Here is a 26,562-nt window from a genome sequence, read left to right on the forward strand (position 1 = left end):
CCCTACTTTCCGCGACCCCTCCTCGTCTTTGCGAGACCAGCCACATTGGGTTGATCGCCTCAAGGAACTCAATGACACCCACCGACATGAGGCCGGAGACGAAACGCTGAAGGCGGTGACACAGAATCTCGTGTCGTCCACCCGCGCGGGCGATATCGCTGCACGGACCTCGACTTCGAATCCGTTCGGCGGCCCGCGGATACGTCGCTGTACGTCGCAAAAAGCGCCCGACTCTAGGGCATGTATGTCACCGGCAGCGTGGCCGTGAGGAATCTGCGTTCGGCGAACTCGTAGGAGTAGGGCGTCATCTCGTCGTCCAAGGCCTGGCCATAGTGATCCGCGAGTTCACGCCCGGTGGTCGTCTGCGTTAGCCACCCGTGCCCCGACAACCACTCGCCGGAAGGTGTCCGGTCGTCGCTCGCTTGCGCGTGAGAGAGTTCTTCTGCCTGAAACATGTTGGGCGCCAGTGCATCACGGACGTCTGCCCAGGGGTGGCCGGAAGGCGCGATCCCGTCGGTATCAGTGGCAATGATGCTGCCCAGCGCCGACATCTCGATGACTCGCTCGAAGAGGGCGTCATGGCTCCTGCCAGGCAGGTGTGACACGAGCGCTTCGGCGAGCCAGGCGGTGGGAAGGTCTGGGTCAAATCCTGCCGTCGTCAGATCGGACTGCCACGGCCCGCTGAGGAATGTGCCGACCGGCCGTCGATCGGCGTGCGGCTCCGAACCGATGTCGTCCACAACGGCTTGCTTGAAGCTCAGCAGTTCGGGGTAGTCAACCTCGAAGACGGTCACGTCCGCGGGCCAGTCGAGCCGGTATGCGCGGGTGTCTAGGCCGCCGGCCAAGAGCACCACCTGGCGGGTGCCGGAATGTGCCGCGGCGACCAGGGAGTCATCATAATGACGGGTCATCAACGCTCGGCACCGTGCGATGAACAATGCGTAGGCGCCCGCATCGTCCGTAGAGCCGGTGTGGGCCGATTCGAGTAATGCGCGCGTGTGGGGATCGCCCGAGGCAAGAACCAAATGTTCGGCGAGGGGGTCGATGAACCAGGGAACTGTTCGGTGCGACTCGATGGCGCGAGACGCTGTGAGTGTCAGTTGAATTCGTCTACCGCGGAACAACTCGGTTCACCCCCTGCGGTGGCACAGCAATCTGGCGACGACTCATCAACATCAGGTCCAGATTATCGGACAGGTTGCTGCGCGAACGTGCGCGTTTCGCTGTCCTGATAACAAGATCTCCCCCGTCTCGACCGAGAGCCGAGCCCGGGGGAGATCTGTGGGCTGTTTCTGATCGCTTAGAGCGAGCCACCTGCCGCCGGCGGCGCGGTGGGATCGCTGGACGCGACGGAGATCTCTCGGGCCACGAACTCCTCGAGGTCGAAGTAGTTGTCCCCGGCACGCTCGGCGACCGTGAGCAGCGTGTCCATGAGGGCGACCTCTTCCACCTGCTCCTTGAGGAACCACTGCATGAACTGCTCGCCGATGTAGTCGCCCTCATCCCGCGCGGTGCGCGCAAGCTCGGTGACCTGATCGGTGACCGTCTGCTCCTGAGCGAGGGCCAGGGCAAGTGGCTCGCGTGGTGCGGTGAATCCGTTGGTGACCGCACCAACGGCGGGGATCTCGACGGAGACCTGTCGATCGATCAGGTACCGAACGATCATCATCGCGTGATTGCGTTCCTCGACCGCCTGCTTGTAGAAATGCGCGGCGAGCTGTGGGAGGTCGGCGTCGTCGAAATACGCACCAATTGCAATATATTGCTGAGACGCGGTGAACTCGTGGCCGATTTGGTCGTGGAGGAGCGCGTTAAATTTCGTCTTAGGGGTGTCGGTCGCGGTCATGAATTCGACAATAGACCAGGTCAGGGGCATTGTCAGCCAAGGTCAACCTTAATGAGGTTACCGTCACCTAAGTTGCATGCGGATATTGCGTGGGCCAATTGATAAATTCTTAAGTTAGCCAAAGTTAATTTCTTTACACCGACAATTGGAAATCTCTGTGCGCAAAATTAATCTAGGCCGCTCCTCCTGCGGCAGGGGGCGCGGTCGGATCCTGGTTAATGGGGCGATTGAGTTCACGCTGCACGAAGTTCTCTAGGTCGAACAGGTCGCGATCGGCGCGATCGACAACCGTCAGCAGGGTGTCCATGGTGGCGACCTCCTCCACCTGCTCCTTGAGGAACCACTGCATGAACTGCTCGCCGTAGTAGTCACCCGACGAGCGGGCCGCGCGGGCCAGCGCGGTGATCTGATCGGTGACGCGCTTCTCTTGCTCGAGCGCGAGGGCGATGGGCGCCCGCGCATCGGCGAAATCGTTGACGACGGGATCGACGCCCGGGATCGTGACAGCCACGTTCTTGTCGATGAGGTAGCGGATGATCATCATCGCGTGAGTGCGTTCCTCGATCGACTGCGCGTAGAAGCGCTTGGCGAGCTGCGGCAGGTCGGCATCGTCGTAGTAGACCGCGATCGCGATGTACTGCTGCGAAGCCGTGAATTCGTTGCGGATTTGGTCACGCAAGAGTTCTAGGAACGGCGAGGACGCGCGTGCGTGGAGATCGGTGGTAGCCACAGCGAAAAGCCTAGTGCGTCAAGGCGTCGGTGTGGTCGGGTCGGGCAACAGGTCGGCAGGAATCTGCTGACCGGTGCGCAGGGCCTCGAACAGGCGTCCCGAGGCGTCCTCGTCCCAGGTGACGATGTCGCCCGACCAGTTCGAGGAGAACGAACCGATGGGCATCGTCAGGGTCTGTACGGAACCGGCGAGGGCCCAGCCCAATTGGGTTAAGTTCCAGCTGTGATCGCCTTGCGCGATGGTGATGGCATCGGCGGTCGAGGTGGCCAGCGGATACCAGCGGAACGGATTGGCCCAGACCGCCGGACTGTTTATCCGGTGAAACAGCGCCGCCATAAACGCCCGCTGATGCGTCATGCGATCCAGGTCGGCGCGCGGCGTCGCTCGGCTGCGCACGTATCCAAGTGCGTTGGGTCCGTTGAGCATTTGACATCCAGGCGGCAAGTTGATCCCGGCCAGTGGATCCTCGATGGGCTCATCAAGGCACATCGAGACGCCGCCGATCGCGTCGACAACCGAGGCGAATCCGCCGAACCCGACCTCTGCGTAGTGATCGATGCGCAGGCCGGTGGCCTGTTCGACGGTTTGAGTGAGCAACGCCGGGCCGCCCAACGTGAACGCGGCGTTGATCTTGTCGCTGCCGTATCCGGGGATCGGGACGTACGAATCTCGGGGGAGCGACACCATGGTGGCCGCTCCGCCGTCGTAGAACGGGGGTATATGTACCAACAAAATGGTGTCGGTTCGGCCGTCACCGGTATCTCCGCCGGTAGCGAGCTCTGCCTCCTGTTCTGGGCTGAGGGCCTGACGGCTGTCGGATCCGACCAGAAGCCAGTTGGTGCCACTGCTGGACGCAGGCCGCTCCGGGTAGTCGGTGAGGGCGTCGACATGGCGCAACCGCCCGTCCAGCCAGAAGGTCGTGCCGATGATGGCGCAGAACCCCACGAGTACGAGCGTCATCGCAAACAGAAATGTTCGTCGTATCCAGGTGCCCCACCGCCGTTTACGTCGCGGGCGCGGCGGCCCAGGGGGAGGTGGTTTGGTCGGAGGCGCGGTCCGGCGCGGTCGAGGATCGCGTGAGGATGGCCGGGGTGGCGGCATCTGCCCGCGGCGCGGGGACGGCGGAGGGCCCGGCCGGCGTGCCGGATTGTCCCGCGGCGGGGGTGGCGGCTGCGGGTGACGGCGAATGACCTGACTGTTCTCTCGCCGCTGCGGGCGACGCCCACGGAAGGGATCAGTGGGCAGCGAAGACCCGGTCATCGCGGCAGTCCCATGAGATCAGGCTAATGGAGCCAACCCAGGTGATCCCGGAGCAACGCGAACCCAACGAAAGCCACCGTGTCGATCACGCCATGGGCAACGACCAGCGGCCATAGCCGTCCGGTGCGATGCCAGACATATCCGAAGACCAGACCCATCACCAGGTTTCCGATACCCGCAGACACGCCTTGGTACAGGTGATAGCAACCGCGCAGCACTGCCGAGGACGCGATGGCGGTCGCCGTTCCGTATCCCAGCTGCCGCAGCCGCATCTGTAGGTACGCGACCACCACGACTTCTTCGGCCCAGCCGTTGGCGAATGCGGACAGCACTAAGACCGGAACTCGCCACCAGGTGTCATCGAGCGACGCCGGAATCACCTGGACGCTCAGGCCCATCCAGCGTGCGCCGACATACAGCGCAAGCCCCGGAAGCCCGATGAGGGCCGCCAATCCGAGCGCGCCAAGCCCGTCGGCTCGCCAGCGCCAGCGGCCCAGCCCGATCGATGACAACGTGAATCCACTGCGCCACAACAGGTATAAGGCCAGCACCCCCCACGCCACCAGCCGCGTGATCGACACCAGGTTCAGGCCGAGGTCGATCAGGCTGAGCTCGGCGCGACGCGGATTGAGCGCGACGGTCTGATTGGACAGCCCCGCCAATGCGGCGGAGGCGAACTGCAGAAGGGCGCTCACGGCGCTCATCCCGAAGGAGATGGCGAGCACGATCCCGATCTCGACGCGGATCGCGCGTGGCGAGATGTCCGATTCGGCCATGGCGCTCAGTGTGACGGGTACGCGGCTGGTATTGGTGGAAGAGTGTCCGATGTGGTGAGCACTCCGCGCTATGTAGCTTCGCCCGACGGGGTGCGGTTGAGCCTGACCGTGTCCGGCGAGGGGCCACCGTTGGTGATGGTGCACGGCGCGATGGATTCCGGTGCGACGTGGTCCGGTGTGGCTATGGAGCTGGAACGGGACTTCACCTGCTTCGTCGTGGACCGGCGTGGTCATGGTGCGAGTACCGACGCGGCGGAGCACAGCCTGGCGCGGGAGGCCGACGACGTCATCGCGGTCGCTGCCGAGGTGGGGCCCGATGCGGTGATACTCGCCCATTCCTACGGCGCCGTCGTCGTGCTGGAGGCGCTGCGCCGCGGCCTGGATGTGGCGTCGGTAGTCCTCTACGAGCCGCCGCTGCCGGTCTCGGATCGAGTGTTGGCTGCGAATCGGGAGGCGGCCGAGTCGCTGCGGACGAGGTCGACGATCGTCGTTCGGGAATCAGAAGCGGTGCAGGAATGTGTCGGAGTGCTCGGTGAGTACACCCGGGTGGCGACCCCGATGCTGCTGCTGGAGGGGACGTATTCGCCGATGCAATTCCGCGAGCCGGTGGGTTACCTGGCGCAGCGGGTGGCCGGAGCGCGCGTCAAAGAGCTTGCCGGACAAGACCATTTTGCCCATCGCAAGGCTCCGGCGATGTTCGCCGCGGTGCTCCGCGAGCTGTTGCTGGGCTAGATTTTGCGGGCGCGCAGCCCGTTGAGGAACGGGCAGCCGGCCAGAATGCGCAGTGCCTGGCTCAAGCCCGCGGTGTCATCGACGGGTTCGTTGAAGGGCAGCCGCACGTCATGGTCGCCGCCGGCGCCTTCCACACGTAGTTGGATGCCGTAGCGGTCGATGCCGAGCAGCCGCACCTCGCCGTGTTGCAGGTTCAGCGGAAGCCGCCGCGCCAATCGCTCGACGAGATCTCGGTGGTCCTGATCGATATGCGACAGCCACCCGGCCTCAAGGGCGCAAAAGGGATCGGGACGCGCTCCGAGCAAGGCAGAGACGTCCACTGATTCGGCTCCGGTGGAATCGGCGACAACGACGGATTCGACGGTCAGGCACAGCAGTGCCGAGCCCGGTTCCGTGCGCAGCCGCATGTCGGTGCGGATGTCCAGGAGTGCCGGGTTGGGTGTGCGGCTGGCGATGACGTCGACGATGGCGCGGGCCTCCCGATCGGAAGCTGCCACCACGTTGCCGCGCACCCAGACCAGCGATCGGACCGGCTCGCGCAGCGGCAGCGGTGCCTGATCGGTGAGCTCCAGCAGTGCCGGCATCCCGGACCGACCGGCGGCGAGCACCGTCGCCGCCGTGGCGCTTTCCGACGGCACGGCGACCGCGAAGGTGCCGTCGTCGAATAGATGGTGCAGCGCGGTACCGACCACGTCGGCACCGGCGATGGCGAGGGTCGAGCTCGCGGCCCGTGCGCAGGCCGAACGAACACGCTCGGCAGTGGTGGGCGGTGCTGCGGTCATGGTGACCCTCCTGATAACCCGGCGAACTGAGGTAAGCCTAAGTTAACAACGGACCGCGGAGAGTGCAAGGGACACCTGTGCTGACACCTGTGTCGGAGGTTCGCCGGGTAGTCGAGCGCCTAAGGTTTGACGTGTGCAGCGCATCACGTACCTGGGGCCGGAGGGCACGTTCTCCGAGGCCGCGCTGACCAAGCTGCGAACGACGGGGCAGATCCCCGGCTCGGCGGATGTGGAGTCGGTGCCCGCGGGCAGTCCGCGCGACGCATTGGTGCAGGTGCAAGAGGGTGCGGCACGCTATGCGTGCGTACCAATCGAGAGTTCGCTTGAAGGGCGGGTAGTACCGACCCTCGACACGCTGGCGGCGGGTGAGCCGCTGCAGGTTTTTGCCGAGACGGTGTTGCCGGTGTCCTTCACTATCGCGGTGCGCCCCGGCATCACGGCAGACGCCGTCAAAACCGTCGCCGCCTTCCCGATAGCCGCTGCGCAGGTGCGGGAGTGGTTGGCGACCCACCTGCCAAACGCCGAGCTGGTTCCCGCCAACTCAAACGCGGCGGCGGCCGAGGACGTGAAGGCGCAGCGGGCCGATGCTGGTGTGTCGACCGCGTGGGCCGCGCAGCGTCTTGGGCTGGATGCCCTGGCCAACGGTGTGGTGGATGAGGCGAACGCCCACACCCGCTTCGTGTTAGTGGGGCAGCCGGGGCCGCCTCCGGCAGCGACCGGTTCGGATCGCACCTCGATGGTCTTGGCACTGCGGAATGTTCCGGGAGCGCTTGCTGGCGCTCTGAATGAATTCGCGATTCGGGATATTGACCTGACGTTTATCGAATCCCGGCCCACCCGCACCGGTCTGGGTGTCTACCGATTCTTCCTCGACTGTGTCGGCCACATCGACGACATCGCCGTCAGTGAGGCACTTAAGGGACTGCATCGTCGTTGTGAGGACGTGCGGTATTTGGGATCGTGGCCAAGAGGAACGACAGCGACGGGAGGCGCCAACCCACCCGAGCTGGACGAGGCGTCCGGGTGGCTCTCCGAGACACGGGAGGGAAAGCTGCGATGAGCGGGCGGTTGGTCCTGGTCCGCCATGGGCAGTCCTACGGAAACGTTGAGCGCAGACTCGACACCAAACCGCCGGGCGCTCCGCTGACCGATCTGGGGTTGCAGCAGGCTCGACTGTTCGCGGAGCAGTACGGGGGACATCCGCCGGCGGTGCTTATCCATTCGGTGGCGGTGCGCGCCGTGGAGACTGCCGCCGGTATCGCCGAACACCTTGGGGTGCAGGCGCTTGCGGCCGAGGGATTGCACGAGGTGCAGGCCGGCGAGCTGGAGGACCGCACCGACATGGAGGCATTTGAGATATTCGATCGCACCTATGAGCGTTGGCATTTCGGGGATCTCGACGCCCGGATGCCCGGCGGCGAGTCCGCCCAGGATGTTTTCGACAGGTACCTGCCGGTGGTCGCTGATCTGCGGTTGCGTCACTTGGAGAACGATGCGTCGGCCGGGGATGTGGTGATAGTGAGCCATGGGGCGGCGATTCGCTTGGTGGGCGCGACCCTTGCCGGGGTGGATCCGGGTTTTGCGGTGAACCGTCACCTGCGCAATGCGGAAGCGGTTGTGTTGGCACCGATTACCGATGGCAGGTGGAGCTGCGTGCACTGGGGAGATGCGGCAGCGCCCTTCCCGCATCAGGTGGCGACCAGCGCCGAGGAGTTGGCGCAGTCGCCCGACCCGATGGGCTAGCTCGCTTGCGCTATCTCATTCTCGCAATTGCATTGCGTAACAATGCAATCGACGACGAGGCTGTGCCGTAGTAGGTAGGGTCCATCGCAGTCGGCGGCGGTGCACTCGGCGTAGCGAGCGGAATGCACGATCAACGTGCCGTGGCAATGATCAACGTCGCGGGCGCAGTCACGGCATGCAACACCGCAGCTGATGGCGTGCCGCCAGTCCGGTGACTTCTTCATACCGGTGTTGTAGCACCGGATACCGACAAGTGGTCGGAGGCGAGCGGGAACTACGGGAAGAAGCTGAACTCTTGCCGGGCATGCCGCCGCGCGGTTCTCCACCGTGCGGCGAATCCGAGCGACGAGCCTTGCGGTTCTTCACCACAGTTCCGGATCAAGAGCCGTTCTTCTGTGAGTGGGTGGCCAAATTCGGCAGCGTCTGATCGGCGTAGCCGGCGTCGCACGCTTCCCGAAACGTCTCGGACGCCGCAGAGAGGGAACGAAGGTTCACTCCGCGCTCTGCTGCGGCGTCGACGGCCAGACGGATATCTTTCGCTGCGTTCTCTAGGGAGATAGACAGCGCATCGGCGTCTTCTTCTAGCAGGTACTCGGTTATTTTCTGGAATATGCCGCTGTTTGTAGAACCCATGGAAACGATGCCGCGCAGCGCACGGAGGTCGACATCCATGCTGGAGGCCAGTTGGCATGCTTCCGATGCAACCGCCGAGATGCCCATGGTCATCGCGTTGTAGACGATCTTCATTTTGTGCGCGGATCCCGTTGGACCTACGCGCATGATGGTGGCGCTGTAGGCCGCGACGACGTCGATGAACTCCTGGAAATTGTCGTCGCAGCCCAGCATGCTGTTGAGAGCTCCCCGGCGTGCTTGTTCCGGGGATCTGGTCACGGGGGCGTCGACGAATCGGATGCCGAGGGCGGCTGCTTGCGCGGCGAGTTCGATGGTCGAGTGCGGCCACGCGGTAGTGGTGTCCAGGACAATTGTCTTCGGGGCAAGACCAGCGAGCAGGCCTCCCTGGCGGCATACGGCCTCGACCTGGGCGCTTGACGGTAGGGACAGCACTACCACCGCACAACCGTCGGCCAGTTGGGACAGTGAGTGGCTCTCTGACGCCCCGTGTTCGACCAGTTCGTTTACGCCTGATCGATCCTTGTTCGCCATGACCCGCAACTCGGCGCCTTGGCCCAGTAGGCATCGCCCTATCCCTGTGCCCATGCGGCCGGCACCCACTAGTCCTACCGTGCGCCCGGACAGCTCTGGTTTGGCATCGATCCGTAACGTCGTCGCGGTTGTCATAGCAAGTTCTCACGTTTGAGGACAGTGAGCAGCTCGTTGTGGTCGCGCACAACGTGATCGGCGCCCGCATCGCGTAACCGCGTTTCGGATGCCATTCCACCCGTCATCGCAACGCTGGTGAGACCCAGGGATCGGGCGATGCCGACTTCCTCGGGAGTGTCGCCGACGATCACGGTGCGCTGCGGTGAGATGTTCTGCTCACGCATGTACCGATCCAGCATCTCGCCCTTTGTGAATCCTTGGTACTGGGATTCCCGGCTGGCATAAGCCAAGATGTGGGCGATCTTGCTCTCCACCCCCAGCAGAGCGATGTGCTCGCGGATGAGGCTCTCGATGTGGTTGCTGAGAATCAGCACGTCCGCGGCGTCTTTGAAAGCCTCAAGCGCACGCTCGGCGCCGACACGCAACCGCGACGCGGCGGCTAACGGTTGGTAGCTGCCGAAGAACAGTTCGTTGTCGTTTTCTTGTGCCGCAGACGGCAGTCCCAGTTTCTCGTAGAGGCGGCTGAACGGGAATTCGCACACCGCACGCAATGTATCCACGTCAATCTCAGCTAGCTTGAAATGAGTGAGGACGGCGTTGATCGACGTCGTGAACGCGCCGGCATCATCCAATAGCGTTCCGTTCCAGTCATAAACGACGGTTAGACGCATCCGATCACCCTGCCATCTCTTCCTTCCCGAGGTGCTGTTCGAGGATCCGTAGGTACTCCTCGTCAGCGCGGACTTGGCCTATCGGCGTAGGCATACGAAACGTAAAGGGTGAGCAATCGTAGTCGTACTCGCCGCCAGGCAGAACGCGCGTCAATCGATGAAAGGGTAGGTATGTAACGCGCGTGACGCCGATGGCCTTGGCGACGAGCGACTCGAAGAAATTGAGCAATTGCGGGTTCCTGGAGTTCAATTCGAGCCACGGCCGCTCTGGTTTGAAGGCAAGGGAGCTCCAGATCTGCCAGAAAATCAGCTCTTCCAGTGAGTTGACCCCCAATCCGTAGTAGCTCGGGGAAATGAATGGCGGCGATCCCACCACCCAGTGCACTGAGTGTGCGCCAGCGTCGAACAGCAGTCGAGCCACGGCCTGGCTGGTGTCCCCGCGGATCAACGCCTCGTCTACCACGACGATGTCGCGGCCGGTGACATCGATATCCCGCAGGCTGTACTTGCGTTCGATCAGCGCTTTGCGTTCACCCGGGATGCCGATGAGAGTGCGCTGGAGCAGCCCGATCTCTACCAGCTCTTCCCGCACGACCGCTTTCCCGTGTGGGTGCGCCTGCAGATACTCAAAAAGCCCGTCGGCGTATGGAATACCCGTCTTTGGCATGGACGCAACAACGAGGCCACCTGTCCCCGTTGTGGTCTCGCCCAGCAGGGCTCCCAGTTCGAAACCTATCTTCCGGCGGGTATCCCAATGTGTCTCGCCATGGAAACGGGTGCGCGGATGCCCTAGGTAGAGGGTTTCGAAGACACATTTCTTGGGTCGGTGCACGGCCCTTCCGACGCACCCCACCTTGATCTCGCCTTCGCAGGCCGAATCGATGATCGCGATCTGGCTCGGCTGCAGCTCGATGAGGCTACCCGTCTCGGCAATGGCACTGTCGATCTCAGAGGCCACCGCGATCACATCGGAACGCTGGAGCACGCCCAAGGGGCGTAGGCCCTGCCAATTTCGGTACGCCACGACAATCCCGGCATCGTCAACGAGAACCGCGCTCACTGCGCCGTCAACTTTGAGGTCGACTTCCCGGAAAACATCCACATAGTCGGGCCTAAGGCCGCGGTTCACATACTTTGACAGACAGATCTGCTCCACCACCCGCGTAAGGATCTCGACGTCCGATCCCGCCGAGATCTCCATCCCAGCCGCTGAGAGTTCTTGTGCCAGTTCCGAAGTGTTTACTAGCCCGCCATCCATTGCCACGTGCAGCGTAAACGGCGCCGCGGGCTGCACTCCGGTGACTGATCGATCCGAGGCAAACGGCTGGTTGCCCAAGTCGTTCGATGTCTGGTGAACGTGGCCTAGGAGTGCGCGTAGCGGTGTGTTCCCAAGGCCTTTCGCGAGTGCTGCCTCGTCCACGCGGACGGCGGGGAACTCCGACAGATACCCGGATGGGGCTCCGCTGTTTTGTTGAGCGATCAGTGAAAACCCCCGCTGTCCGCGATGGCTGAGCTGCGCGACTAGCTGGCTTATCAGCCCCGCATTCTCCGATGGTTCGATTCCGCCGCCGTCTGCCCTTGCCAATGCCAAAATGCCAGCCATTTGAACCCCGACTTCCCAGTGCCTTGACTGTTGGAATCTTGCGTGGTTGCAACGCGAATCAGGTGGTGCTGCTCTCTCAGGCCCGCGCCTCGGAGCGCGACGGCGATGGCCGCTCCCAGTCTTCTAAGTCCAACACAGGCGAGGGTTACGCGCGCGCCGAAGATTTTCGATGACCTGCCTGCTGACGAGTTGACCCGCCGTGGCACCGATGCCCATTCTCGCTAGAATTAATGAAAACCCTTCTGCTGCACAGGCATCGGGCACAACGTACTGCTTCGCAGGTGTTGGGGTGCGTACCGTAAGAAAAGCGCAAAGAGAATGGAGGTGATGTCGCCGGTCGGAACATTGATCGGGTGGATACCGGAAATTCCTTTAAGCGCAACCAGATTCCAAAGCCCGTGATTGCTCTAGATACTTGGCTCGCCCAGTTCGGCATGGCCCTGGCGGTCGCAGAGGGCACACGCTGTGATCGGTGTCGACGTGCAGATATCGGTGTCTTCGTCGAATCTGCTGCCGAACCCGGCGCCTTCGACCTGAACCCCGTGCTGGGGTTGGTCGGTGCTTACGATGTGCCTGGCTGGGAGTTGTCGAGTTCGGTGATCTGACGGATGAAGTGCGCCATGTCGTCGATGGCGGCGCGAGCATCCGGCAGAAAATCGGCGCCGATCTGGAAGTCATGTACTGCGTGATCCCAGATCTGTACCGTGCACGGGACGTTCGCCCCAGCGCAGCGCTGGGCCAACTGCTCTACATCTGCCAGCAGCACTTCGAGCGAGCCGACCTGAATGAAGGTCGGTGGCATCCCATTGAAGTCGTGATTCACCGGCGACCAAGCAGGATCCAACTGGCCGTCGGGGGCCATACCCATTTCGCCCGGCACCGCGAGGATAACGCCGGACAACATGGCGTCGTGTGCTTCGTTCGGGTGGCTCCTCTTGGCCGAACAATCGAGGTCTGCCCACGGTGAGATGGCGGCGATGCCACCGGGCATCGGCAAGCCGGCCTCGCGGGTGGCGAGCGCCGCACTGAAGGCCAGACCGCCACCGGCGGAGTCGCCGGCGAACACGATCCTTTCGGCTGCGAACCCCTGGTCGAGCAGGTACCGATAGGCCTCTACGGCATCCGCCACAGATTCGGTGACATGCGCCAGCGGCAGCTGCCGATAGTCCACCGCCAAAAGACGCATTCCGGCCGCGCGGGCGACGCGTGCAGTCATCCGTCGATGGCTGTGTAGACCACCCAGAATGAACGCCCCGCCGTGGAAGTACAGAATCGCACCCTGCCCAGGATTCTCGGGATCGGGAAGGTTCTTGTGCCATAACCATTCCGCACGGAAGCTGGGGAATGTCACCGCGCGCCGCCGGGTGCCGAAGCTCGGCCGCAAGGGGAAGGCCGCTAGCTCCAGGAAGTTGGCAGCCCGAAAACCGCGTGTCCGCAGCGAGGGATGGCGCGCGGCGATTCGTGCCAGGCCCTCCAGCGGTCGTCGGAGCATCAGCCGCGCCGTGGAGTGGGAAAACCGTTGCAAGGCCGAGCCGCTACCCAGCCTATCGATGGTTACCGTGCCACCGGGTTCAGAGATAGGTGCAGGATCGTTCATGCGAGCACCTCCACGGGCTGCTTCTCGTAGTCGAGAAGTTCCTCGCGGGTGCGTTGCTGGGATTCGGCGCGGCGGACCCGCTGTCGCTGGTCGGACACCGCCACCTCCTCGGTTGAGACATTTGGCGCAGAGGTCTGGATGTCTACTGCAGACAGTTTTGCATACTGCCGATATCCCAAGGGGGGCTGTTCTGGGCTGGCGCGGCCGGATGCCCGGACCTATTCGATGCCGAGACTCTTGAGCGCGTGGGACATCCGCTGCGCTGTCGCCGGCGTCAGCGTCGCCCACAGCGCACCGTCGCCGGAAGTGCTCGGTGTCGACATGATCCGGCCAAAGGCAGTGTCGTACACCCCAACTCCACCGGGTGCGCGATCGGTCACTCCGTCGATTCGGCGGATTGCGGTGATCTCGGTCATCGCGCCGCGACGTGCCATCGCCTTCGCGACAGTGACCGCGTCGGCCTTGGTGGCGCCGAGTGCCATGAGTCGACGAGCCATATCGCCAGGCTCGGCATTGAGCGCCAAGGCAAGCTGTTCGGCAGGTGCGTTGATGGACCCGAACTTCAGCGGAGTGGCGTCGCCCAGATACCGCCACAGCTCGGCACCGAGTGAACCGGTGACCGACCGCATGGCCACGCCCTCGCCGTCATTGACCAGCAGCACGTACGCCTCGCCATGCTCAACCAGGCACAGGCGCAGCATCTGCGACCCGGCCCAGCGCCGCACCGCGACCTGACCGGTGGCCTTGCTGGCCGAGGTCAACATGTCGCGCAGCGTCGGGTGAAGGTCCTCGCCCTTCAGCAGATTGCGTTCCTTGAGTCTGGTGCGTGCACCCTCCAGGGCATCCCGGTGCTCGACTTCGTCCTCATGGCGCGGACCGGCGGCCAACACCACCGGCAACAGGTCATTGCCGGTGATCTCGCGGGTCAGTTCCAGTTCGTCGAAGTCCAGGCGGACGGTCACAGGTCAGCGCTCGCGCCGAGAACCGGAGGGGCCACCGCTCCCTTGGAGCCGCCACGTTCGAACAGCTTTGAGGCGTCGACGTTCTCGAAGTCGGCGACCTTGTCGCTACCCGACTTGTTGGTCAGGATGTCCGGCAGGTCGACGGGCTTGCTCTCATCACCCATGAAGACGCCGGTGGCGCCGATGGCAGTGAGCTTGTCGTCGTCCTCGTCTTCATCCTTCTTGCCGCCGTTGCCGACCTTGACGCCCTTACTGGCAGCGGCGCCTGCAGCCATCGCGCCGCCGGCCATCATGCCGCCCATGCCGCCCATACCCATGCCCATGCCGGTACCGCTGGCAGAGGTCGGGTTGCCGGCCAGCGATACGGCGGCCGCTCGGGCGCTCTGTGTGCCGGGAACCGAGTCCGGGCTCAGTGGGCTCGGGCCCATCTCGGACATGCCGACTCCGGCTGCGCTGACGCCGGTGTTGCCGCTGTTGGCTCCCGACTTCTCCTCCGGGTACTTGATGACCTCGGGTGCAGGCGGGAATTCGACCACCTTGGAGGCCGGCTCGCTGGCCGACTCGTAGGTCTCCATGGCCTTCGCGGCCTGTAGGTCGAGGTCCTGCTCCATACCCTCGGTGGTCGCGGAGAGCCCGAACAGCGGTCCGCCTGCGGACAGTGCCTCAGCCTTGGCCTTCTCCAGCTGGGCCAGGTCGCTGATGTGCGGCATATCCAGGACAGCGGTGCCGTACGACTCGGCGTACGTGTTCGAGGTATCGCTGACCTCCTGGGTCAGACCCGCCATCTTCTCCACCCACTCGGTGAAGGGGGTCAGCTTGGTCAGCGCGTCCTCGGCATGCGGCCCGCGGTACCCCTCGGTGAGCAGTTCGCCCACGCGCAGGCTGTTCTCGTGCACCTCGGCGAACGCGGTGCTGATCTCTTGCCAGGCCAGCGCACTGTCCACGACGTGAGTCGGTCCAGCGCCCGTGGTCAGGTCCAGGGCCAACCTCTTCGCCTTGCGTGCAACCCAGTTGACGCCAGTGAATCCGGTCATGATCTATTCCCCCACACCATTGATGCGAGCGGCGTTGGTCCGCTCCATATCGACGAATGCTTGCGAGTTGCGTCGGAAGGCCTCGGCGATGCGCTTGAACTGCTCAATGCCGTCCTTGGCGACCTTCTCGAAGTTCTCGTTGGTCTTCGCGGAGGCGTTCGCTACCGCGGTCGACACTTCGTCGCGGCCCGCCGAGCCGAACTTCGCGGTCTCTAGCTGCTTGTCGAGTGCATCCTGCAGCCGCTGCGCCATCGCGTCGTACTCGACGGCGGCTTGCTTCATGGCATCTGGATCAACCTGCAGAACACTTCCTGGCTGGCTAGCCAAGTCCCAACGGATTTCCTCACGCTGGGCGGGCGCCGGTACGTCAGCCATCTTCAGTCCCCTTTCCCCCACTTGTCTCGCGTCGTCCTAAGGGCAGATTTGCCCTTTCACTAAAGAAGGACGGCGGATCCCTCTATTCGGTTCCATCATTGTCCAAGATTTTTGGATTTTTTTCTAGCAAACCTCAGTGGTCCCTTTAGCCCCAGCCCAGCTGGTGTAATCGCTCGTCGTCGATACCAAAATGATGGGCGATCTCGTGAATCACGGTGATCGTCACCTCATCGACCACTTCGTGTTCGCTGGAGCACATCTCCAGCAACGGCTCGCGATAGATCGTGATGGTGTCCGGAAGGGCGCCGGCGTAGAAACTGTCGCGCTCGGTCAGTGCGATGCCCTCATACAGCCCGAGAAGCTCTGGATCCTCGGGATGACGCCCTTGGACCAGGACCACCACGTTGTCGATGGCGGCTGCAAGCTTCGGCGGCACAGTGTCGAGAGCGTCCGATACCAGCTCCTCGAACCGTTGCACGCTCATCTGGACAGGCATCAGGCGTCAGCCTCCGGGGCAGGCACAGCTAGGCGGGCCCGGGTGCCGGACCCTCCATCGGCGGGCCCCCTTCCATGGGCGGACCGTCCATTGGCGGAGGCGGTCCCGCCCCGGGGGGCAGCGTCGTCACGATCGTGTTCCCCGGCGGATTGCTGGGGTTCGGCGCTGCAGAGGACGTCGGAGGCTGCGAGGTCCGTGTCGGCTGCTGTGTCGTCTGCTGCGTTGGCTGTTGCGTGCGGGTTGGCTGCTGGGTGTACGTCGGCTGCTGTGTGTACGTGGGTTGCTGCGTCGGTGCAGGTGCAGGAGTGGTCGAGAGCGGAATGGGCGGCATGTTCAGCCGGTCTGCGGGGATGTCCGGCGGCGGTATCGGCGGCTGTCCGTTGATCAGCAATTGCCCGCTCTTGGCGCTGTTGACCAGGGTGGACCATGCGCCGTTACCCAGGGTGGAGCCGATATTGCAGCTCACCTGCCGGCTACCGGCGGTCCAGCTGGGGAGGGTGATCGTGTTGTACGACAGCGTCAGCGTGGTGGCGCGGAAGCCGTCGGGATTGCCCATGTAGTCATTGGTCAACCGGGTGCAGTTGTCCTTGATGAACCCGTCCTGGTCGGGCTCGAGCGGAACCGAACCCGGGAAATGCTCGGCCAGGCTCACCGTGCCGGTGATCTCCATGGCGTGGGCCTTATCGCAATCCACCGGGAGTTCGGTGGGCAGGTTTGTGGTGGCGTCGATGCCCAGGCACGTGCCCACGGGCCAGATCTTTGACTGATCCTGCGCGGCCACCTTCTCGCGGAAGAGTTGTTGCTGGTTATCGGCGCCGGGCAGCTGAAGCCCGCACAGCACTCGCCGCTCACCGGCCTCGATCCAGCCCTTATCTCCAGGCCACAACATGCCCATGGTGAACCGGCTGTTGGGGTCGTACCGATCTCCCAAGTAGCGGTTGATGGCGACCTGGCACTGCTCTTGGCTGATTTCCTGGATGCGTCCTGCCGTGGGAGGTGGCGAATCGGGACCGTACTCCTTGCCGGGGAAGGTGCGCAGGTCGATGGATTCGGCGACCTCGAAGCGATGATCGTTGGCACAGTCGACGATGCTGACTTCGGCGGTGGAGGCGGGCCAGTTCAGGCATTCACCGGCCTTGGCCGAATTGAACGTGCTGTTGTTGGGTGCGCCCGTGCTCGGCACCGGATTTGAGTCGATCTTGTTGACCAATCGGTCCGCCGAGGTCCAGCCGTCCGGCAGTGCCTGGGTGAGACCTGCGATGAACAGACCGCCGAAGGTGACCAACAACAGTGCGCGGTGCGTGGAGCGCTCCTTGAGTCCCTCTTTCAAGCCGTCCCACCAGTGCGGCTTCTCGGATTCCGCGGCGTCGGCCGTGCCTTCGGGGGCCTGCTCGACGTCGGGGTATTCCAGGACTTCCGTGTGCAGGGCGTCAGCGGTGTTGACGGAAGCCTCGTCTGCCTCCGTGGACGGCACCTCAGCCTCCGGAGACTCGGCGGCGGAGTCTCCGGACGTATCGGTGCCCAGCGCGTCGTTGGTGGATTCGCCGCTGCCCGATTTTTGTGGGGCGGACTCTTCCTGTTCGACGTTCGGCGTGGGTTCTGCTTCGTCACTCATACTGCAGTCATTGTTACAGGTGACGGCGAGGGTTAGCCCAGCGATGCAGTCCACATCCGCGGCTAGATTGAACTCTGTGACATCGATGGAACCTGACCGTGATGAGGGCGGCGACGCCGGAGACCCTTCCGCGGGGGAAGCCGAACATCGGGCCCGTGTTGCCGAGCAGGTCGCCGGGCTCGCCGATGAACTGTTCGCCATGGCAAGGGAGGGAAATGCGTCCACCCTGGCCGCGTACCTGGATGCCGGCGCGTCGGTGGACCTGACTAACGAGGCCGGTGACACGCTGGTCATGCTGGCCGCGTATCACGGGAACGCCTCGACGGTCCGGTCGTTGGTATCGCGCGGCGCGGACGTCAACCGCGCCAATGGCAAGGGGCAGACTCCGCTCGCCGGGGCCGTGTTCAAGGGCGCCGACGATATCGTCGACTTGCTGCTGAAGGCCGGTGCGGATCCCGCTGCGGGGACGCCATCGGCGGTTGACGCGGCGCGCATGTTCGGCAAGGACGAGTACCTGTCGCTGTTTGGCGCCTAACGGGCCTGACGGGTTAGTCGGCGTTTCGAACCTCCACGTAATGTTCTGCGAGTGATCGACCTCAAATTCCTGCGCGAAAACCCCGATGCGGTGCGTGCCTCGCAGCGTCTGCGGGGTGAAGATCCGGCCCTGGTCGATGTGCTCCTTGGTGCCGATACGGCACGGCGGGCCGCGGTGTCGACGGGCGACACCTTGCGTGCGGAGCAGAAGGGCGCCAGTAAGAAGGTGGGCCAGGCCTCGCCCGAGGAGCGTCCCGCGCTGCTGGCGGTCGCCTCAGAACTGGCGGCACAGGTCAAGGCGGCCGAGGCCGAGCAGGTTGTCGCAGAGGCGGCATTCACAGAGGCGCACAAGGCGATCAGCAATGTGGTGATCGACGGCGTTCCTGCCGGCGGCGAGCAGGACTTTGTGGTCCGCGAGCTGGTCGGTGAGCCGAAGACCATCGAAAACCCCAGGGACCATGTGGAATTGGGTGAATCGCTGGGTCTGTTCGACATGGAGCGTGGCGCCAAGGTGTCCGGTGCGCGGTTCTACTTCCTCACCGGCTACGGAGCACTGCTGCAGCTGGGTCTGCTGCAGCTGGCCGTGCAGACCGCCGTGGCCAACGGCTTCACCATGTTGATTCCACCGGTGCTGGTGAAGCCCGAAATCATGGGCGGCACAGGGTTTTTGGGCGCACACGCCGACGAGGTGTATCACCTCGAGGCGGACGATCTTTACCTGGTGGGCACCTCGGAGGTGCCGATCGCGGGGTATCACTCCGGCGAGATCCTCGACTTAGGCAAGGGGCCGCTGCGCTATGCCGGGTGGTCCAGCTGCTTCCGGCGCGAGGCCGGCAGCTACGGCAAGGACACCCGCGGCATCATCCGGGTGCACCAGTTCGACAAGGTGGAGGCCTTCGTCTACTGCAAGCCCGAGGATGCCGAGGCCGAGCACGCGAAAATCCTGGGCTGGGAACAGCAGATGCTGGCCCACATCGACGTGCCGTACCGCATCATCGATGTCGCCGCGGGCGATTTGGGCTCGTCGGCGGCGCGCAAGTTCGACTGTGAGGCCTGGGTGCCGACACAGGAGGCCTACCGCGAGCTGACCTCCACCTCCAACTGCACCACCTTCCAGGCGCGGCGGCTGGCGGTGCGGTACCGCGACGAGAACGGCAAGCCGCAGACCGCCGCCACGCTGAACGGCACCCTCGCCACCACCCGGTGGTTGGTGGCGATCCTTGAGAACCACCAGCTGCCCGACGGCAGCGTTCGGGTGCCCCCGGCACTGGTGCCCTTCGTCGGAACCGAAGTGTTGGAGCCCAAGTGAACAAGATGTTCGACGTCGAGCTGGACGAGTTGCGCACCTGGTTCGGTTTCGGGGTTGCCGGGAATTTCGCCGGCCATCTCGAACAGGCAGGGGAATCAGCGGATTTCGTGAATGTCATCTCTGACGGTGTCGCTCCCAAGGGGATCTTTCCGTGGTACGTCCCGGGTGACGAGGGCTTCCTGGGTCAGTTCCCGCTCTCGCAGGAGGCGACAGCGCTGCCAGAGAGCGATACCCCGCTGAACCTGCAGATCGAGCCCGAGGTGGGGTTGGCGTGCCGGGTGCACTGGCGCGGCGATGTCGTTTCCTCGCTGGAACCGTTCGCACTGGGTGCCTTCAACGACTGCTCGATCCGCCGGCCGAATGCCCTCAAGATCAGCCACAAGAAGAACTGGGGTCCGGCGTCGAAAGGTGTTGCGCGACAGTTCTTCGAGGTCAGCGATCTCACCCCGGACGGCCCAACCGCCACACTGCGACTGAACTGCCATTTGCACACGGCGGACGGGCAGGAGCACGAATACGGCGTCGACAGCCCGCTGCTCGGATACTCCTACTACGGCGAGGTGCTGCTGGACTGGATCACCGAGCGGCTGGACAACCAAAAAGGTTCTCCGGATACGCCGTTGGAGGATGTTGGTGCGCTGATGGTTGCCGCCGGCCATCCCGAGCAGGTGCTGATCGGGATCGGTGCCACTAAGTACACGCCGCTGGGTGAGTCCACCTACCTGCAGGCGGGCGATGAGGCGGTGGTCCGCGTCTACAGCACCCAATCCGATGAGATCTCCGAGCTGCGCCAACGGGTTCATAGCGTCCACTAGGTGGGAGGGTCGACGCGTCGGGCCTGCGTTCCGGCTAGCGTCGAGGCATGACCGACGGCGTGACCTCGGATACCTACCGGGAACTTTCTGAAGACGGTGTACAGAAGCACAATAACCGGATGATCAGGCTGCTCCGTGAGAACGGGGGCAAGCTGCCGGGTATGCCCGATGACGAGATGCGGGTCCTCATCCTGACGATCACGGGCGCGAAGTCGGGACTCAAGCGGCTGACACCGCTGGGGTTCTTCGAGCACGACGGCCGCCGGTACATCGCCGGATCCAACGGGGGACAGCAGACCGCCCCGGCGTGGATCTTCAATGTGCGCGCCCACCCCGCCGTCACGGTTGAGGTGGTTCCGAATATCTACGAAGCCGTTGTGCGTGAGCTAGATTCGGATGAGCGCGCACAGATGTTCCCGGCGTTGGTGGCCAAGTACGCGTTCTTCGGCGACTATCAGTCGCGCATCGACAGGGTGATCCCGATGTTCGAGATCGTGCCCGTCTAGTCGAGTTTCTTTGACCGCAGCTCGTGGCCTTTGGAGGTTAGGCAGCGGCCATTCTCCAGGTTCCACTCCCACCCGTGCAGGTTGCAGGTGAGGTTCTTTCCTTCCACCACGCCGAATTTCGACAGGTCGGCCTTGAGGTGCGGACAGCGTCGCTGGATCTCCCAGCCGTCCATGGTGATCGACGCGCTGTCGTCGTGGGCCTCGGCGAACCAACCGTCGGCGTAGGCGATGCGCTCGTCGGTGAGGCACTTGAAGAATGTGTACAGATACTCGTTGTAGCCGCCGACGCGCCAGGCCCTGAACCGGGTCGACAAGAAAATAGTGTTCACCCAGTCGGGTTCGTCATCCCGCAGCACGGTGCGCACCAGCTCGGGTGCGATCCCGAACCCATAGCGGAACTTTTCATTGGGGATGGGTTCACGGACAATGCGTTTCGGAAAATCCAGCGCCACCGTCTCGTCACCCATGCGCAGCTCGACGGGATAGCCGATGCCATCGCAGATCTGATCGGTCTGCGCCATGATCGGCTCGAATTTGGCACGCAGCGGCCCCAGTAACGGCTCGCCTTCGGCGGGTGCCCAGGAGGCCTTTTCGGCGGCCAGCACGGGAGCCATCCGCTGCGCGTATTCCTCGATGTAGGCGGCCTTGCCGGCGCCGAAGATGTGTTCGGCCTCCTCGTCGGACACGGGGTGTATCAACGAATTCAGTTCGGAGGCAGTGAAATCGGCGGCGGTCCCGGGAATCATCAGCAGGCCCCTGTCGTGGCCGTGCTGGCGCATCTGGTCCAGGAAGACCAGCTGGTCCGGGAAGATGTTCGCCGGATCGCCGTGGTCGTCGTTGAGGTCGCGCAATTCCGTATCCAGGAAACACGGCGGCCCCGCGGATGGGATCACCCAGGTGGCGCCCACCTGCGCGATGTATTGCCGGCACCGGTCCATTCCGCGCTGCCGCTTCTGGGTGCCGAACGCCTCCTTGGCGCGGGCGGGCATGTCGTAGACCATCGGGTACCAGATGGCGCCCGAGTACTGCAGCATGTGCACGTCAATGTGCCCGAACTCTTCGGCGAGTACATCCAAGTCAACGGGGCGCGCGTCGTTCATATTGAAAGCTGTTGTGGTGCCGTCCGACACCACGAGTCCGGAGTCGCCGATGGGTCCGTCGGCGGGCGCCCGCAGCGCGATGATCATGATGTCGAGATCACCCTTGGGGCCCGTGACGCGACGCTTCACCGAATTCTCGGTCTCCACGAACGTGTGGAAGCCCAGTGCTTCGAGCTCGCGCCGCAGGTCCGGCACCGGGTAATCGGGGAGTAGCACCACCGCGTCCTTGTTGACGTGGTCGGTCAGGGTCTTCGGATCGAAGTGGTCCTTGTGTAGATGCGAGACGTAGAGGTAGTCGCAGTTCCCGAGCCGGTCCCAGTCCAGGGTGCTGTTATCGGGGAACGGGAACCACGAGGCGAAGTACGCAGGGTTGACCCACGGGTCGCAGAGAATGCTTCCGGCGGCCGTCTCGATGAAGAATCCGGCGTGGCCGACACTGGTGACGCGCATGGCTCCCAGCCTATCGAGCAGCGATTTAGGTGCAAAAAGGTGCGGATGGGGTGCGCTGGTCCGATCCTTATGCACAGAAATCCCCTGGATAATGGACTGGTGCCCTCCACAGACGGCCTCAGCGCCGACGTCCTGACCGTGATTGCGCGGCTCAACCGCTGGGTGTCCAGCCATGCCGCGCTGCCGGTGCCCACCGGGCAAGCACGGCTACTCGCTCTGGTCGGTGAGATAGAGGATGCGCGGATCTCGGAGCTGGCGCAGGCCGACCACTGCAGCCAGCCCACGATGACTGTGCAGTTGCAGCGCCTGCAGGACGCCGGCTATGTCGAACGCCGCGTCGATCCCGACGACAAGCGCGCGCAGCGCATCAAGCTGACTCCGGCCGGACGTGAGGCGTTGGCCGCCATGCGTGCGGAGCGGCAAGCGGTTCTCGATCCCTGGTTGAGCACGCTGCCCTCCGAGGAGCAGCGCACCCTTGCCGAGGCCGCCACGATTCTTGAAGGCCTTACCCGCCGGATGGCCGCGAAGGCTAGCCACTCGGCACGATAAACAGACTTCGCAACGCCGGCCAGGTGGTGCGCGACGGAGGGTCGACAAGCTGTTGCACACGTAGGAAGGCCTCGGCCATGGTGATGTCCCGTGCCATTCCTGCGCAGATCCTGTCGAACCACCAGCGCCAGAGCCGTTGCGGAGCCGCCAGCCACCCGTGTCTATCGAAGACCGCCCAGTCAACCTGCAGGTAGGTAACCCATAAGGGCTGAATCACTGTTGTGGTGCGCCGGAAGAATCGGCGGGCCAGATTGGGGCCGCCGTCGGCGAGGCAGTCGCGCAACGCAATGGCCTCACACGCGGAGACAGCCATGCCTTGGCCGAAGATGGGATTGAGACTGCAGATGGCGTCGCCTATGGCCAAGAGCCCCGCAGGGAACTTGCGCATCTTGTCGTATCGATGCCAGGACGGGCCGGAATGGCGGTGCCGGGCAACCGGGGTGAGCGGCTCGGCGTCCCTCAGCACCTGCACCGTCGCCGCCGGAAACAGCTCGCCCGCGTAGGCGAGCATGCCGTCGCGATCCGCAGGGGCGCTGTCACCGTCCGCGTTGGTCACTGAGAAGACCCAGGTGTTGTGTTCGGCTTGCTGAAGAGCCCCACCTACCAAACGTCCTGGATCCGGCTGCCGCATGACCAGCTTCTCGTACAGCGCATGCGGGGGCAGGCGCAACCATTGGCTGGCATAGCTGAAGGGCCGCCGAATCTGTTGGAGCCGTGGTCGCGTGTACCCGTGGTTTTCCAGCAGCAGCGGAAGGCGTGAGCCCTGCCCCGTCGCCTCGATCACCAGATCGGCATGCAGTGCCTGCTCAATTCCGTTGTTACGGGCTGCGATCCGCACCCCGGTCACGCCGTGTGTGGTGTCGACGAGCAGATCTACCAGGTCGTGCCCGTCTAGAATCGAGACATTGCTGATGCTGCTGACACGCTGGCGGACAGTCGATTCCAGGAGAATCCTGCTGGGGAACCAGAACTTCATCGTGTCGGAATGCGCGAAACGAGCGGACCGATTCATCTCATGCCCACGAGTCCACAGTGAGACGCGGGAGAGGTCGCCTTCCTCACTGACCGCGACACCGGCCTGGCGCAACTCGCCGTCCAGGCCTGGGAACAGTTGTGTCAATGCCTGCATGCCGCCGAGTAGCAGCCCGTGCAGATGCCTCCCCTGGGGCACCCCGCGGCGCTGCTGCGGACCGTCAGGCAGCACGTCGCGCTCGACGACCGTCACGGCGTCATAGAACTCCGACACCACTCGCGCCGCGGCCAGCCCGGCCATACCGGCACCGAGTACTACGGCGTGCACACCTCGTCGTTCCATTGGAGACTCCCGTCCGCCCCGACCTCCCCCGGGGAGTATTCAGGGATCGGGTGTGACCGACCGGAGTTCGCATCTCGATTGGGTTGCGACTCCCTAAGACGGTCCTTACCAGGCGCCGATCACATATTCGAGCAGGGCAAGCGAGAGCGCGCCGAGTAAGGCGATGATGAAGGCGGCGCCGAGTGTGTACGGCACCGCGCGCTCGGGACACAGCCGCTCCGCTGCGATACCCGCCGCGGAGCCCAGCCCGCCGATCACCACGAACCCGCCCAGCACCAGGTAGAAGACGGCACTGAACATCGCGGGCCACACCGCACCGAGACCGCTGAGGTAACCGGTCATGAACACCGGAAACCGGTACACAACCGCGGTCAGTGCGGCAGCGATGGGGCTGAACCCGATCGCGGCCACCGAGCCGATGACCGCGCATCGCATGTCTTGCTCCATCATTCGGCTGCAAACAGGTGGCGTAGGTATGCCTGCGGATCGGCCAGGAAGCGTTGCCAATGCCCCACCATGTCCAGCTCATCCCAATCCCGCGGCTGTACACCGTCGTCCCCGAACTCCAGGATGGTGGCGCCGGGGAATGCTGCCAGCACCGGGGAGTGGGTGGCCATGATTACCTGGGATCCGGCGGCGACCACGGCGTCGAGCATCGCCATCAACTGCAGGCTTGAGGTGAACGACAGCGCCGCCTCGGGCTCGTCCAGGATGAACAGCCCGCGTTCCATGTCCCGCTCGGCCAGGAATGCCAGAAACGATTCACCGTGCGAGCGCTCGTTGAGCCTGCCGTCGAAGATCTGTTCCGGTGTGCGCCCGTCGACCGCCGTGAACAGCTGATGCATGGCCTCGGCACGCAGGAAGCATCCGCCGCTCGGTCGCGGATGCTCCGCGTCGAGGGTGAACGCCCAGTGCAGATCGGTGTCTTCCCCGCTGCTGTGTGCGCCCCAATGTTGCACGGCAGCAGGCAGTTTCCAGCGCCACGAGGAGGCCAGTGCCTCCAGGAAGGTGGACTTACCCGACCCGTTCTCTCCGACGATCACGGTGACGCCGGTGGTCAAGCGGAGGGGCTCCGCCGCCAGTTGCGCTATCGCCGGAATACTCAAATACCAGGCTTCAGGCTGCTTTTCGCGATCGATGGCAATCTGACGCAGGATCACTCGTAACGCCCATACCCGGTGATGCCCGCATCGTCGGCGGCCGTGTACGTGGACAAACCGACTCCGCGGCCCTCGCCGCCACCGACGGTGGTGAGGATGCCGTTGTCGTTGATCAGCACGATGTTTACATGCTGTCCCTTCGGACTCGGTTCGTCATACAGCACCATGTCGCCGGGCTGCGGCGAGTAGTCACGGGTCTCGTACCGCCCCTCATCTTTGAGGTATGAGGTCAACGTCAGCACCCCGGGGATGCGCCAGTGCCCGGAGTTCGGGTTGGCGAACGGCTTGCCGGACGCGCGCATCACCCAACTGGTGAAGTCGGCGCACCACGGTTCGTCGTTGCCCTCCGAGTACTTCACCATGCCCGCCTGCTCGGTGTACTCCTGTCCCAGGATGCGCACCACGGCCGCGCGCCCTGGGGACATCGCGGTGGTGTCGACGACGGGAAATGCCGGTGCCGAGGTGCGGGAACGGTAGATCCCGATGGCGCTGCCGGCGACGACCGCCAGGGTCGCGGCAAGTGTTACCAGAAGCAAGGCCCGGCGGGTCCTAGTACGCATGCGATCCAGGTTACGGAAATTTGCCGCGGGGCGGCTTCTAGTCTTCTTTGTCCCACAACAGCCGGTAGTAGGCCATCCGCTCGGGATCTTCGGCGACGCCATAAGCCTCGAAGAAGGCGCGGTCCCAGCCATCGCCGTAATTCCACGCCAGCGACCAGCTGGCGACCGCAAGATCGGCCCAGCGATCGGCCACCCCAAGATCGCCGAAGTCCACATGCCCGCACCAGTTCCCGTCCTCGTCGAGAAGGGTGTTGGGTGCGCAGGCATCACCGTGGCACACCACCAGGTGATCGATGGGCGGAGGTTGCGTCAGCCCGTCGGGGTGGGCGACGCGGGCCAGTCGATCGGTCACCGACCAGCTGTAGGGGCAGTCGTCGACGGATAGCCGGTCGTGCAACGCACGTAGCCCCGTGCCGATGGCCCGGACCGCGGGCTCGGGGTTGTCGATCCAGCGGGGCGCTACCGCGCTGTCGCCGGGGATGCCGGAGGTGTGCAGCCAGTGCAGCGGGCCGTCGGTGTCCACGCCCAGAACCACCGGAACCGTCGCGTATCGGCCCGCCCAGGTGAGCTTCTCTGCTTCAACGCGCAGGTCGATCGCCGGATGGGGTGCCGATACCTTCACAAACTCACGGCCCGGCCCGTCGCCAATCCGGAAGGTATGACCGCCAATTTCGTTGTCCCACACCGGGAGTATTGGCCGGCCGGCAGCGAATTGCGACACGATGTCAGGGACGGTCATCGGCTCGGTCGGAATCGTCACC

31 protein-coding genes and 1 pseudogene are annotated in these 26,562 nt (G+C 64.0%); 9 read left to right on the forward strand and 23 right to left on the reverse strand.

The window, feature by feature from the left end:
• Positions 1-28: 28 nt before the first annotated feature.
• Entirely contained in the window at positions 29-268 is a 240-nt protein-coding gene (locus tag FZI91_RS24350) for a diguanylate cyclase domain-containing protein (RefSeq protein ID WP_155940312.1), read from the forward strand.
• On the opposite strand, the gene FZI91_RS17310 is transcribed toward FZI91_RS24350, so the two are convergent.
• From FZI91_RS17310 to FZI91_RS17330, 5 genes are all read right to left on the reverse strand, one after another.
• The gene (locus FZI91_RS17310) at positions 234-1,124 is read right to left on the reverse strand and encodes an SAM-dependent methyltransferase (RefSeq protein WP_155940313.1); all 891 of its coding nucleotides are present in this window, start codon (positions 1,122-1,124) and stop codon (positions 234-236) included. The genes FZI91_RS24350 and FZI91_RS17310 overlap by 35 nt on opposite strands.
• A gap of 176 nt (positions 1,125-1,300) precedes the next feature.
• The gene (locus tag FZI91_RS17315) at positions 1,301-1,846 is read right to left on the reverse strand and encodes a ferritin (RefSeq protein WP_155940314.1); all 546 of its coding nucleotides are present in this window, start codon (positions 1,844-1,846) and stop codon (positions 1,301-1,303) included.
• Between the two features lie 172 nt (positions 1,847-2,018).
• Positions 2,019-2,576: a ferritin gene (locus FZI91_RS17320; protein ID WP_162526178.1), complete on the reverse strand. Its 558-nt coding sequence runs from the start codon at positions 2,574-2,576 to the stop codon at positions 2,019-2,021.
• A gap of 18 nt (positions 2,577-2,594) precedes the next feature.
• The gene (locus FZI91_RS17325; protein ID WP_155940315.1) at positions 2,595-3,536 is read right to left on the reverse strand and encodes an LCP family protein; all 942 of its coding nucleotides are present in this window, start codon (positions 3,534-3,536) and stop codon (positions 2,595-2,597) included.
• Between the two features lie 323 nt (positions 3,537-3,859).
• Entirely contained in the window at positions 3,860-4,612 is a 753-nt protein-coding gene (locus FZI91_RS17330) for a CPBP family intramembrane glutamic endopeptidase (RefSeq protein WP_155940316.1), read from the reverse strand.
• 42 nt (positions 4,613-4,654) lie between these two features.
• Here FZI91_RS17330 and FZI91_RS17335 point away from each other — a divergent pair, with 42 nt between their 5' ends.
• Positions 4,655-5,344, forward strand: coding sequence for an alpha/beta fold hydrolase (locus tag FZI91_RS17335; RefSeq protein ID WP_162526177.1), 690 nt, complete (start codon positions 4,655-4,657; stop codon positions 5,342-5,344).
• Here FZI91_RS17335 and FZI91_RS17340 read toward each other — a convergent pair.
• Complete coding sequence (locus tag FZI91_RS17340) at positions 5,341-6,126, reverse strand: DUF2470 domain-containing protein (protein WP_155940317.1); 786 nt, start codon at positions 6,124-6,126, stop codon at positions 5,341-5,343. The two genes, FZI91_RS17335 and FZI91_RS17340, sit on opposite strands and share 4 nt — an antisense overlap.
• A 133-nt stretch (positions 6,127-6,259) precedes the next feature.
• Here FZI91_RS17340 and pheA point away from each other — a divergent pair, with 133 nt between their 5' ends.
• Together pheA and FZI91_RS17350 are read left to right on the forward strand one after the other, a co-directional pair.
• On the forward strand, positions 6,260-7,186 hold the full coding sequence (gene pheA / locus FZI91_RS17345) for a prephenate dehydratase (protein ID WP_162526176.1): 927 nt from the start codon (positions 6,260-6,262) through the stop codon (positions 7,184-7,186).
• Positions 7,183-7,869, forward strand: coding sequence for a histidine phosphatase family protein (locus tag FZI91_RS17350; protein ID WP_155940318.1), 687 nt, complete (start codon positions 7,183-7,185; stop codon positions 7,867-7,869). Before pheA ends, FZI91_RS17350 begins: the two co-directional genes overlap by 4 nt.
• Here FZI91_RS17350 and FZI91_RS24050 read toward each other — a convergent pair.
• From FZI91_RS24050 to FZI91_RS17400, 11 genes and pseudogenes are all read right to left on the reverse strand, one after another.
• The gene (locus FZI91_RS24050) at positions 7,866-8,093 is read right to left on the reverse strand and encodes a hypothetical protein (protein WP_166548261.1); all 228 of its coding nucleotides are present in this window, start codon (positions 8,091-8,093) and stop codon (positions 7,866-7,868) included. The genes FZI91_RS17350 and FZI91_RS24050 overlap by 4 nt on opposite strands.
• A 154-nt stretch (positions 8,094-8,247) precedes the next feature.
• Entirely contained in the window at positions 8,248-9,168 is a 921-nt protein-coding gene (locus FZI91_RS17355) for an NAD(P)-dependent oxidoreductase (RefSeq protein WP_155940319.1), read from the reverse strand.
• Positions 9,165-9,821 carry an HAD family hydrolase gene (locus FZI91_RS17360; RefSeq protein WP_155940320.1) on the reverse strand — a complete coding sequence of 219 codons (657 nt, stop codon included), beginning with the start codon at positions 9,819-9,821 and terminating at the stop codon, positions 9,165-9,167. Before FZI91_RS17360 ends, FZI91_RS17355 begins: the two co-directional genes overlap by 4 nt.
• A gap of 4 nt (positions 9,822-9,825) precedes the next feature.
• Entirely contained in the window at positions 9,826-11,424 is a 1,599-nt protein-coding gene (locus tag FZI91_RS17365) for an amidophosphoribosyltransferase (protein ID WP_155940321.1), read from the reverse strand.
• Between the two features lie 562 nt (positions 11,425-11,986).
• Positions 11,987-13,021, reverse strand: coding sequence for an alpha/beta hydrolase (locus FZI91_RS17370; RefSeq protein ID WP_155940322.1), 1,035 nt, complete (start codon positions 13,019-13,021; stop codon positions 11,987-11,989).
• Between the two features lie 29 nt (positions 13,022-13,050).
• Positions 13,051-13,119, reverse strand: a pseudogene (locus FZI91_RS24355) (TetR/AcrR family transcriptional regulator); the annotation flags it as partial.
• A gap of 120 nt (positions 13,120-13,239) precedes the next feature.
• Positions 13,240-13,983, reverse strand: coding sequence for an ESX secretion-associated protein EspG (locus FZI91_RS17380; RefSeq protein ID WP_162526175.1), 744 nt, complete (start codon positions 13,981-13,983; stop codon positions 13,240-13,242).
• Positions 13,980-15,017 carry a PPE domain-containing protein gene (locus tag FZI91_RS17385; protein WP_155940324.1) on the reverse strand — a complete coding sequence of 346 codons (1,038 nt, stop codon included), beginning with the start codon at positions 15,015-15,017 and terminating at the stop codon, positions 13,980-13,982. Before FZI91_RS17385 ends, FZI91_RS17380 begins: the two co-directional genes overlap by 4 nt.
• Positions 15,018-15,020: 3 nt before the next feature.
• Entirely contained in the window at positions 15,021-15,392 is a 372-nt protein-coding gene (locus tag FZI91_RS17390; RefSeq protein ID WP_155940325.1) for a PE family protein, read from the reverse strand.
• 145 nt (positions 15,393-15,537) lie between these two features.
• Entirely contained in the window at positions 15,538-15,888 is a 351-nt protein-coding gene (locus FZI91_RS17395) for a metallopeptidase family protein (protein ID WP_155940326.1), read from the reverse strand.
• A gap of 28 nt (positions 15,889-15,916) precedes the next feature.
• On the reverse strand, positions 15,917-17,503 hold the full coding sequence (locus FZI91_RS17400) for a septum formation family protein (protein ID WP_155940327.1): 1,587 nt from the start codon (positions 17,501-17,503) through the stop codon (positions 15,917-15,919).
• A gap of 85 nt (positions 17,504-17,588) precedes the next feature.
• Between FZI91_RS17400 and FZI91_RS17405 the strand changes: the two genes are divergently transcribed.
• Genes FZI91_RS17405 through FZI91_RS17420 form a run of 4 tightly spaced genes read left to right on the forward strand, consistent with a single transcriptional unit; the run spans position 17,589 to position 20,667 of the window.
• Positions 17,589-18,038, forward strand: coding sequence for an ankyrin repeat domain-containing protein (locus tag FZI91_RS17405; protein ID WP_155940486.1), 450 nt, complete (start codon positions 17,589-17,591; stop codon positions 18,036-18,038).
• Between the two features lie 51 nt (positions 18,039-18,089).
• Entirely contained in the window at positions 18,090-19,346 is a 1,257-nt protein-coding gene (gene serS / locus FZI91_RS17410; RefSeq protein WP_162526174.1) for a serine--tRNA ligase, read from the forward strand.
• 5 nt (positions 19,347-19,351) lie between these two features.
• Positions 19,352-20,161 (forward strand): DUF5718 family protein, encoded by an 810-nt coding sequence (locus FZI91_RS17415; RefSeq protein WP_155940487.1) that lies wholly within the window; start codon positions 19,352-19,354, stop codon positions 20,159-20,161.
• A gap of 47 nt (positions 20,162-20,208) precedes the next feature.
• Complete coding sequence (locus tag FZI91_RS17420) at positions 20,209-20,667, forward strand: nitroreductase/quinone reductase family protein (RefSeq protein ID WP_155940329.1); 459 nt, start codon at positions 20,209-20,211, stop codon at positions 20,665-20,667.
• On the opposite strand, the gene FZI91_RS17425 is transcribed toward FZI91_RS17420, so the two are convergent.
• Complete coding sequence (locus tag FZI91_RS17425) at positions 20,664-22,217, reverse strand: MBL fold metallo-hydrolase (RefSeq protein ID WP_155940330.1); 1,554 nt, start codon at positions 22,215-22,217, stop codon at positions 20,664-20,666. The genes FZI91_RS17420 and FZI91_RS17425 overlap by 4 nt on opposite strands.
• Positions 22,218-22,316: 99 nt before the next feature.
• On the opposite strand from FZI91_RS17425, the gene FZI91_RS17430 reads away from it, so the two are divergent.
• Positions 22,317-22,766: a MarR family winged helix-turn-helix transcriptional regulator gene (locus FZI91_RS17430; RefSeq protein WP_162526173.1), complete on the forward strand. Its 450-nt coding sequence runs from the start codon at positions 22,317-22,319 to the stop codon at positions 22,764-22,766.
• Here the strand turns inward: FZI91_RS17430 and FZI91_RS17435 are convergent.
• The 5 genes from FZI91_RS17435 to FZI91_RS17455 all read right to left on the reverse strand — a co-directional run bounded on the left by FZI91_RS17435 (position 22,747) and on the right by FZI91_RS17455 (position 26,561).
• Positions 22,747-24,081: a 2-polyprenyl-6-methoxyphenol hydroxylase-like oxidoreductase gene (locus tag FZI91_RS17435; protein ID WP_155940332.1), complete on the reverse strand. Its 1,335-nt coding sequence runs from the start codon at positions 24,079-24,081 to the stop codon at positions 22,747-22,749. The genes FZI91_RS17430 and FZI91_RS17435 overlap by 20 nt on opposite strands.
• Before the next feature lie 105 nt (positions 24,082-24,186).
• Positions 24,187-24,516, reverse strand: a complete 330-nt coding sequence (locus FZI91_RS17440; protein WP_155940333.1) for a hypothetical protein — start codon at positions 24,514-24,516, stop codon at positions 24,187-24,189.
• Between the two features lie 11 nt (positions 24,517-24,527).
• Positions 24,528-25,241, reverse strand: a complete 714-nt coding sequence (locus FZI91_RS17445; RefSeq protein ID WP_162526172.1) for an AAA family ATPase — start codon at positions 25,239-25,241, stop codon at positions 24,528-24,530.
• Positions 25,238-25,801, reverse strand: coding sequence for a CHAP domain-containing protein (locus FZI91_RS17450; protein ID WP_155940334.1), 564 nt, complete (start codon positions 25,799-25,801; stop codon positions 25,238-25,240). The genes FZI91_RS17445 and FZI91_RS17450 overlap by 4 nt, the downstream gene beginning before the upstream one ends.
• Positions 25,802-25,838: 37 nt before the next feature.
• Complete coding sequence (locus tag FZI91_RS17455; protein ID WP_162526171.1) at positions 25,839-26,561, reverse strand: aminoglycoside 3'-phosphotransferase; 723 nt, start codon at positions 26,559-26,561, stop codon at positions 25,839-25,841.
• Position 26,562: the final 1 nt, after the last annotated feature.

It is taken from the genome of Mycobacteroides sp. CBMA 271, from assembly GCF_009729205.1.
Classification (GTDB): domain Bacteria; phylum Actinomycetota; class Actinomycetes; order Mycobacteriales; family Mycobacteriaceae; genus Mycobacterium.

What these genes read in the sequence shown, in the direction of transcription:
- FZI91_RS17355 (WP_155940319.1), bottom strand. Translation starts at nt 9,168, where the DNA reads ATGACAACCGCGACGACGTTACGGATCGATGCCAAACCAGAGCTGTCC.
- FZI91_RS17450 (WP_155940334.1), bottom strand. Translation starts at nt 25,801, where the DNA reads ATGCGTACTAGGACCCGCCGGGCCTTGCTTCTGGTAACACTTGCCGCG.
- FZI91_RS17405 (WP_155940486.1), top strand. Translation starts at nt 17,589, where the DNA reads ATGGAACCTGACCGTGATGAGGGCGGCGACGCCGGAGACCCTTCCGCG.
- FZI91_RS17420 (WP_155940329.1), top strand. Translation starts at nt 20,209, where the DNA reads ATGACCGACGGCGTGACCTCGGATACCTACCGGGAACTTTCTGAAGAC.
- FZI91_RS17390 (WP_155940325.1), bottom strand. Translation starts at nt 15,392, where the DNA reads ATGGCTGACGTACCGGCGCCCGCCCAGCGTGAGGAAATCCGTTGGGAC.
- FZI91_RS17400 (WP_155940327.1), bottom strand. Translation starts at nt 17,503, where the DNA reads ATGAGTGACGAAGCAGAACCCACGCCGAACGTCGAACAGGAAGAGTCC.
- FZI91_RS17385 (WP_155940324.1), bottom strand. Translation starts at nt 15,017, where the DNA reads ATGACCGGATTCACTGGCGTCAACTGGGTTGCACGCAAGGCGAAGAGG.
- FZI91_RS17325 (WP_155940315.1), bottom strand. Translation starts at nt 3,536, where the DNA reads ATGACGCTCGTACTCGTGGGGTTCTGCGCCATCATCGGCACGACCTTC.
- FZI91_RS17365 (WP_155940321.1), bottom strand. Translation starts at nt 11,424, where the DNA reads ATGGCTGGCATTTTGGCATTGGCAAGGGCAGACGGCGGCGGAATCGAA.
- FZI91_RS17340 (WP_155940317.1), bottom strand. Translation starts at nt 6,126, where the DNA reads ATGACCGCAGCACCGCCCACCACTGCCGAGCGTGTTCGTTCGGCCTGC.
- FZI91_RS17395 (WP_155940326.1), bottom strand. Translation starts at nt 15,888, where the DNA reads ATGCCTGTCCAGATGAGCGTGCAACGGTTCGAGGAGCTGGTATCGGAC.
- FZI91_RS17360 (WP_155940320.1), bottom strand. Translation starts at nt 9,821, where the DNA reads ATGCGTCTAACCGTCGTTTATGACTGGAACGGAACGCTATTGGATGAT.
- FZI91_RS17370 (WP_155940322.1), bottom strand. Translation starts at nt 13,021, where the DNA reads ATGAACGATCCTGCACCTATCTCTGAACCCGGTGGCACGGTAACCATC.
- FZI91_RS17440 (WP_155940333.1), bottom strand. Translation starts at nt 24,516, where the DNA reads ATGCGATGCGCGGTCATCGGCTCGGTGGCCGCGATCGGGTTCAGCCCC.
- FZI91_RS17415 (WP_155940487.1), top strand. Translation starts at nt 19,352, where the DNA reads ATGTTCGACGTCGAGCTGGACGAGTTGCGCACCTGGTTCGGTTTCGGG.
- FZI91_RS24050 (WP_166548261.1), bottom strand. Translation starts at nt 8,093, where the DNA reads ATGAAGAAGTCACCGGACTGGCGGCACGCCATCAGCTGCGGTGTTGCA.
- FZI91_RS17350 (WP_155940318.1), top strand. Translation starts at nt 7,183, where the DNA reads ATGAGCGGGCGGTTGGTCCTGGTCCGCCATGGGCAGTCCTACGGAAAC.
- FZI91_RS17435 (WP_155940332.1), bottom strand. Translation starts at nt 24,081, where the DNA reads ATGGAACGACGAGGTGTGCACGCCGTAGTACTCGGTGCCGGTATGGCC.
- FZI91_RS17315 (WP_155940314.1), bottom strand. Translation starts at nt 1,846, where the DNA reads ATGACCGCGACCGACACCCCTAAGACGAAATTTAACGCGCTCCTCCAC.
- FZI91_RS17425 (WP_155940330.1), bottom strand. Translation starts at nt 22,217, where the DNA reads ATGCGCGTCACCAGTGTCGGCCACGCCGGATTCTTCATCGAGACGGCC.
- FZI91_RS17330 (WP_155940316.1), bottom strand. Translation starts at nt 4,612, where the DNA reads ATGGCCGAATCGGACATCTCGCCACGCGCGATCCGCGTCGAGATCGGG.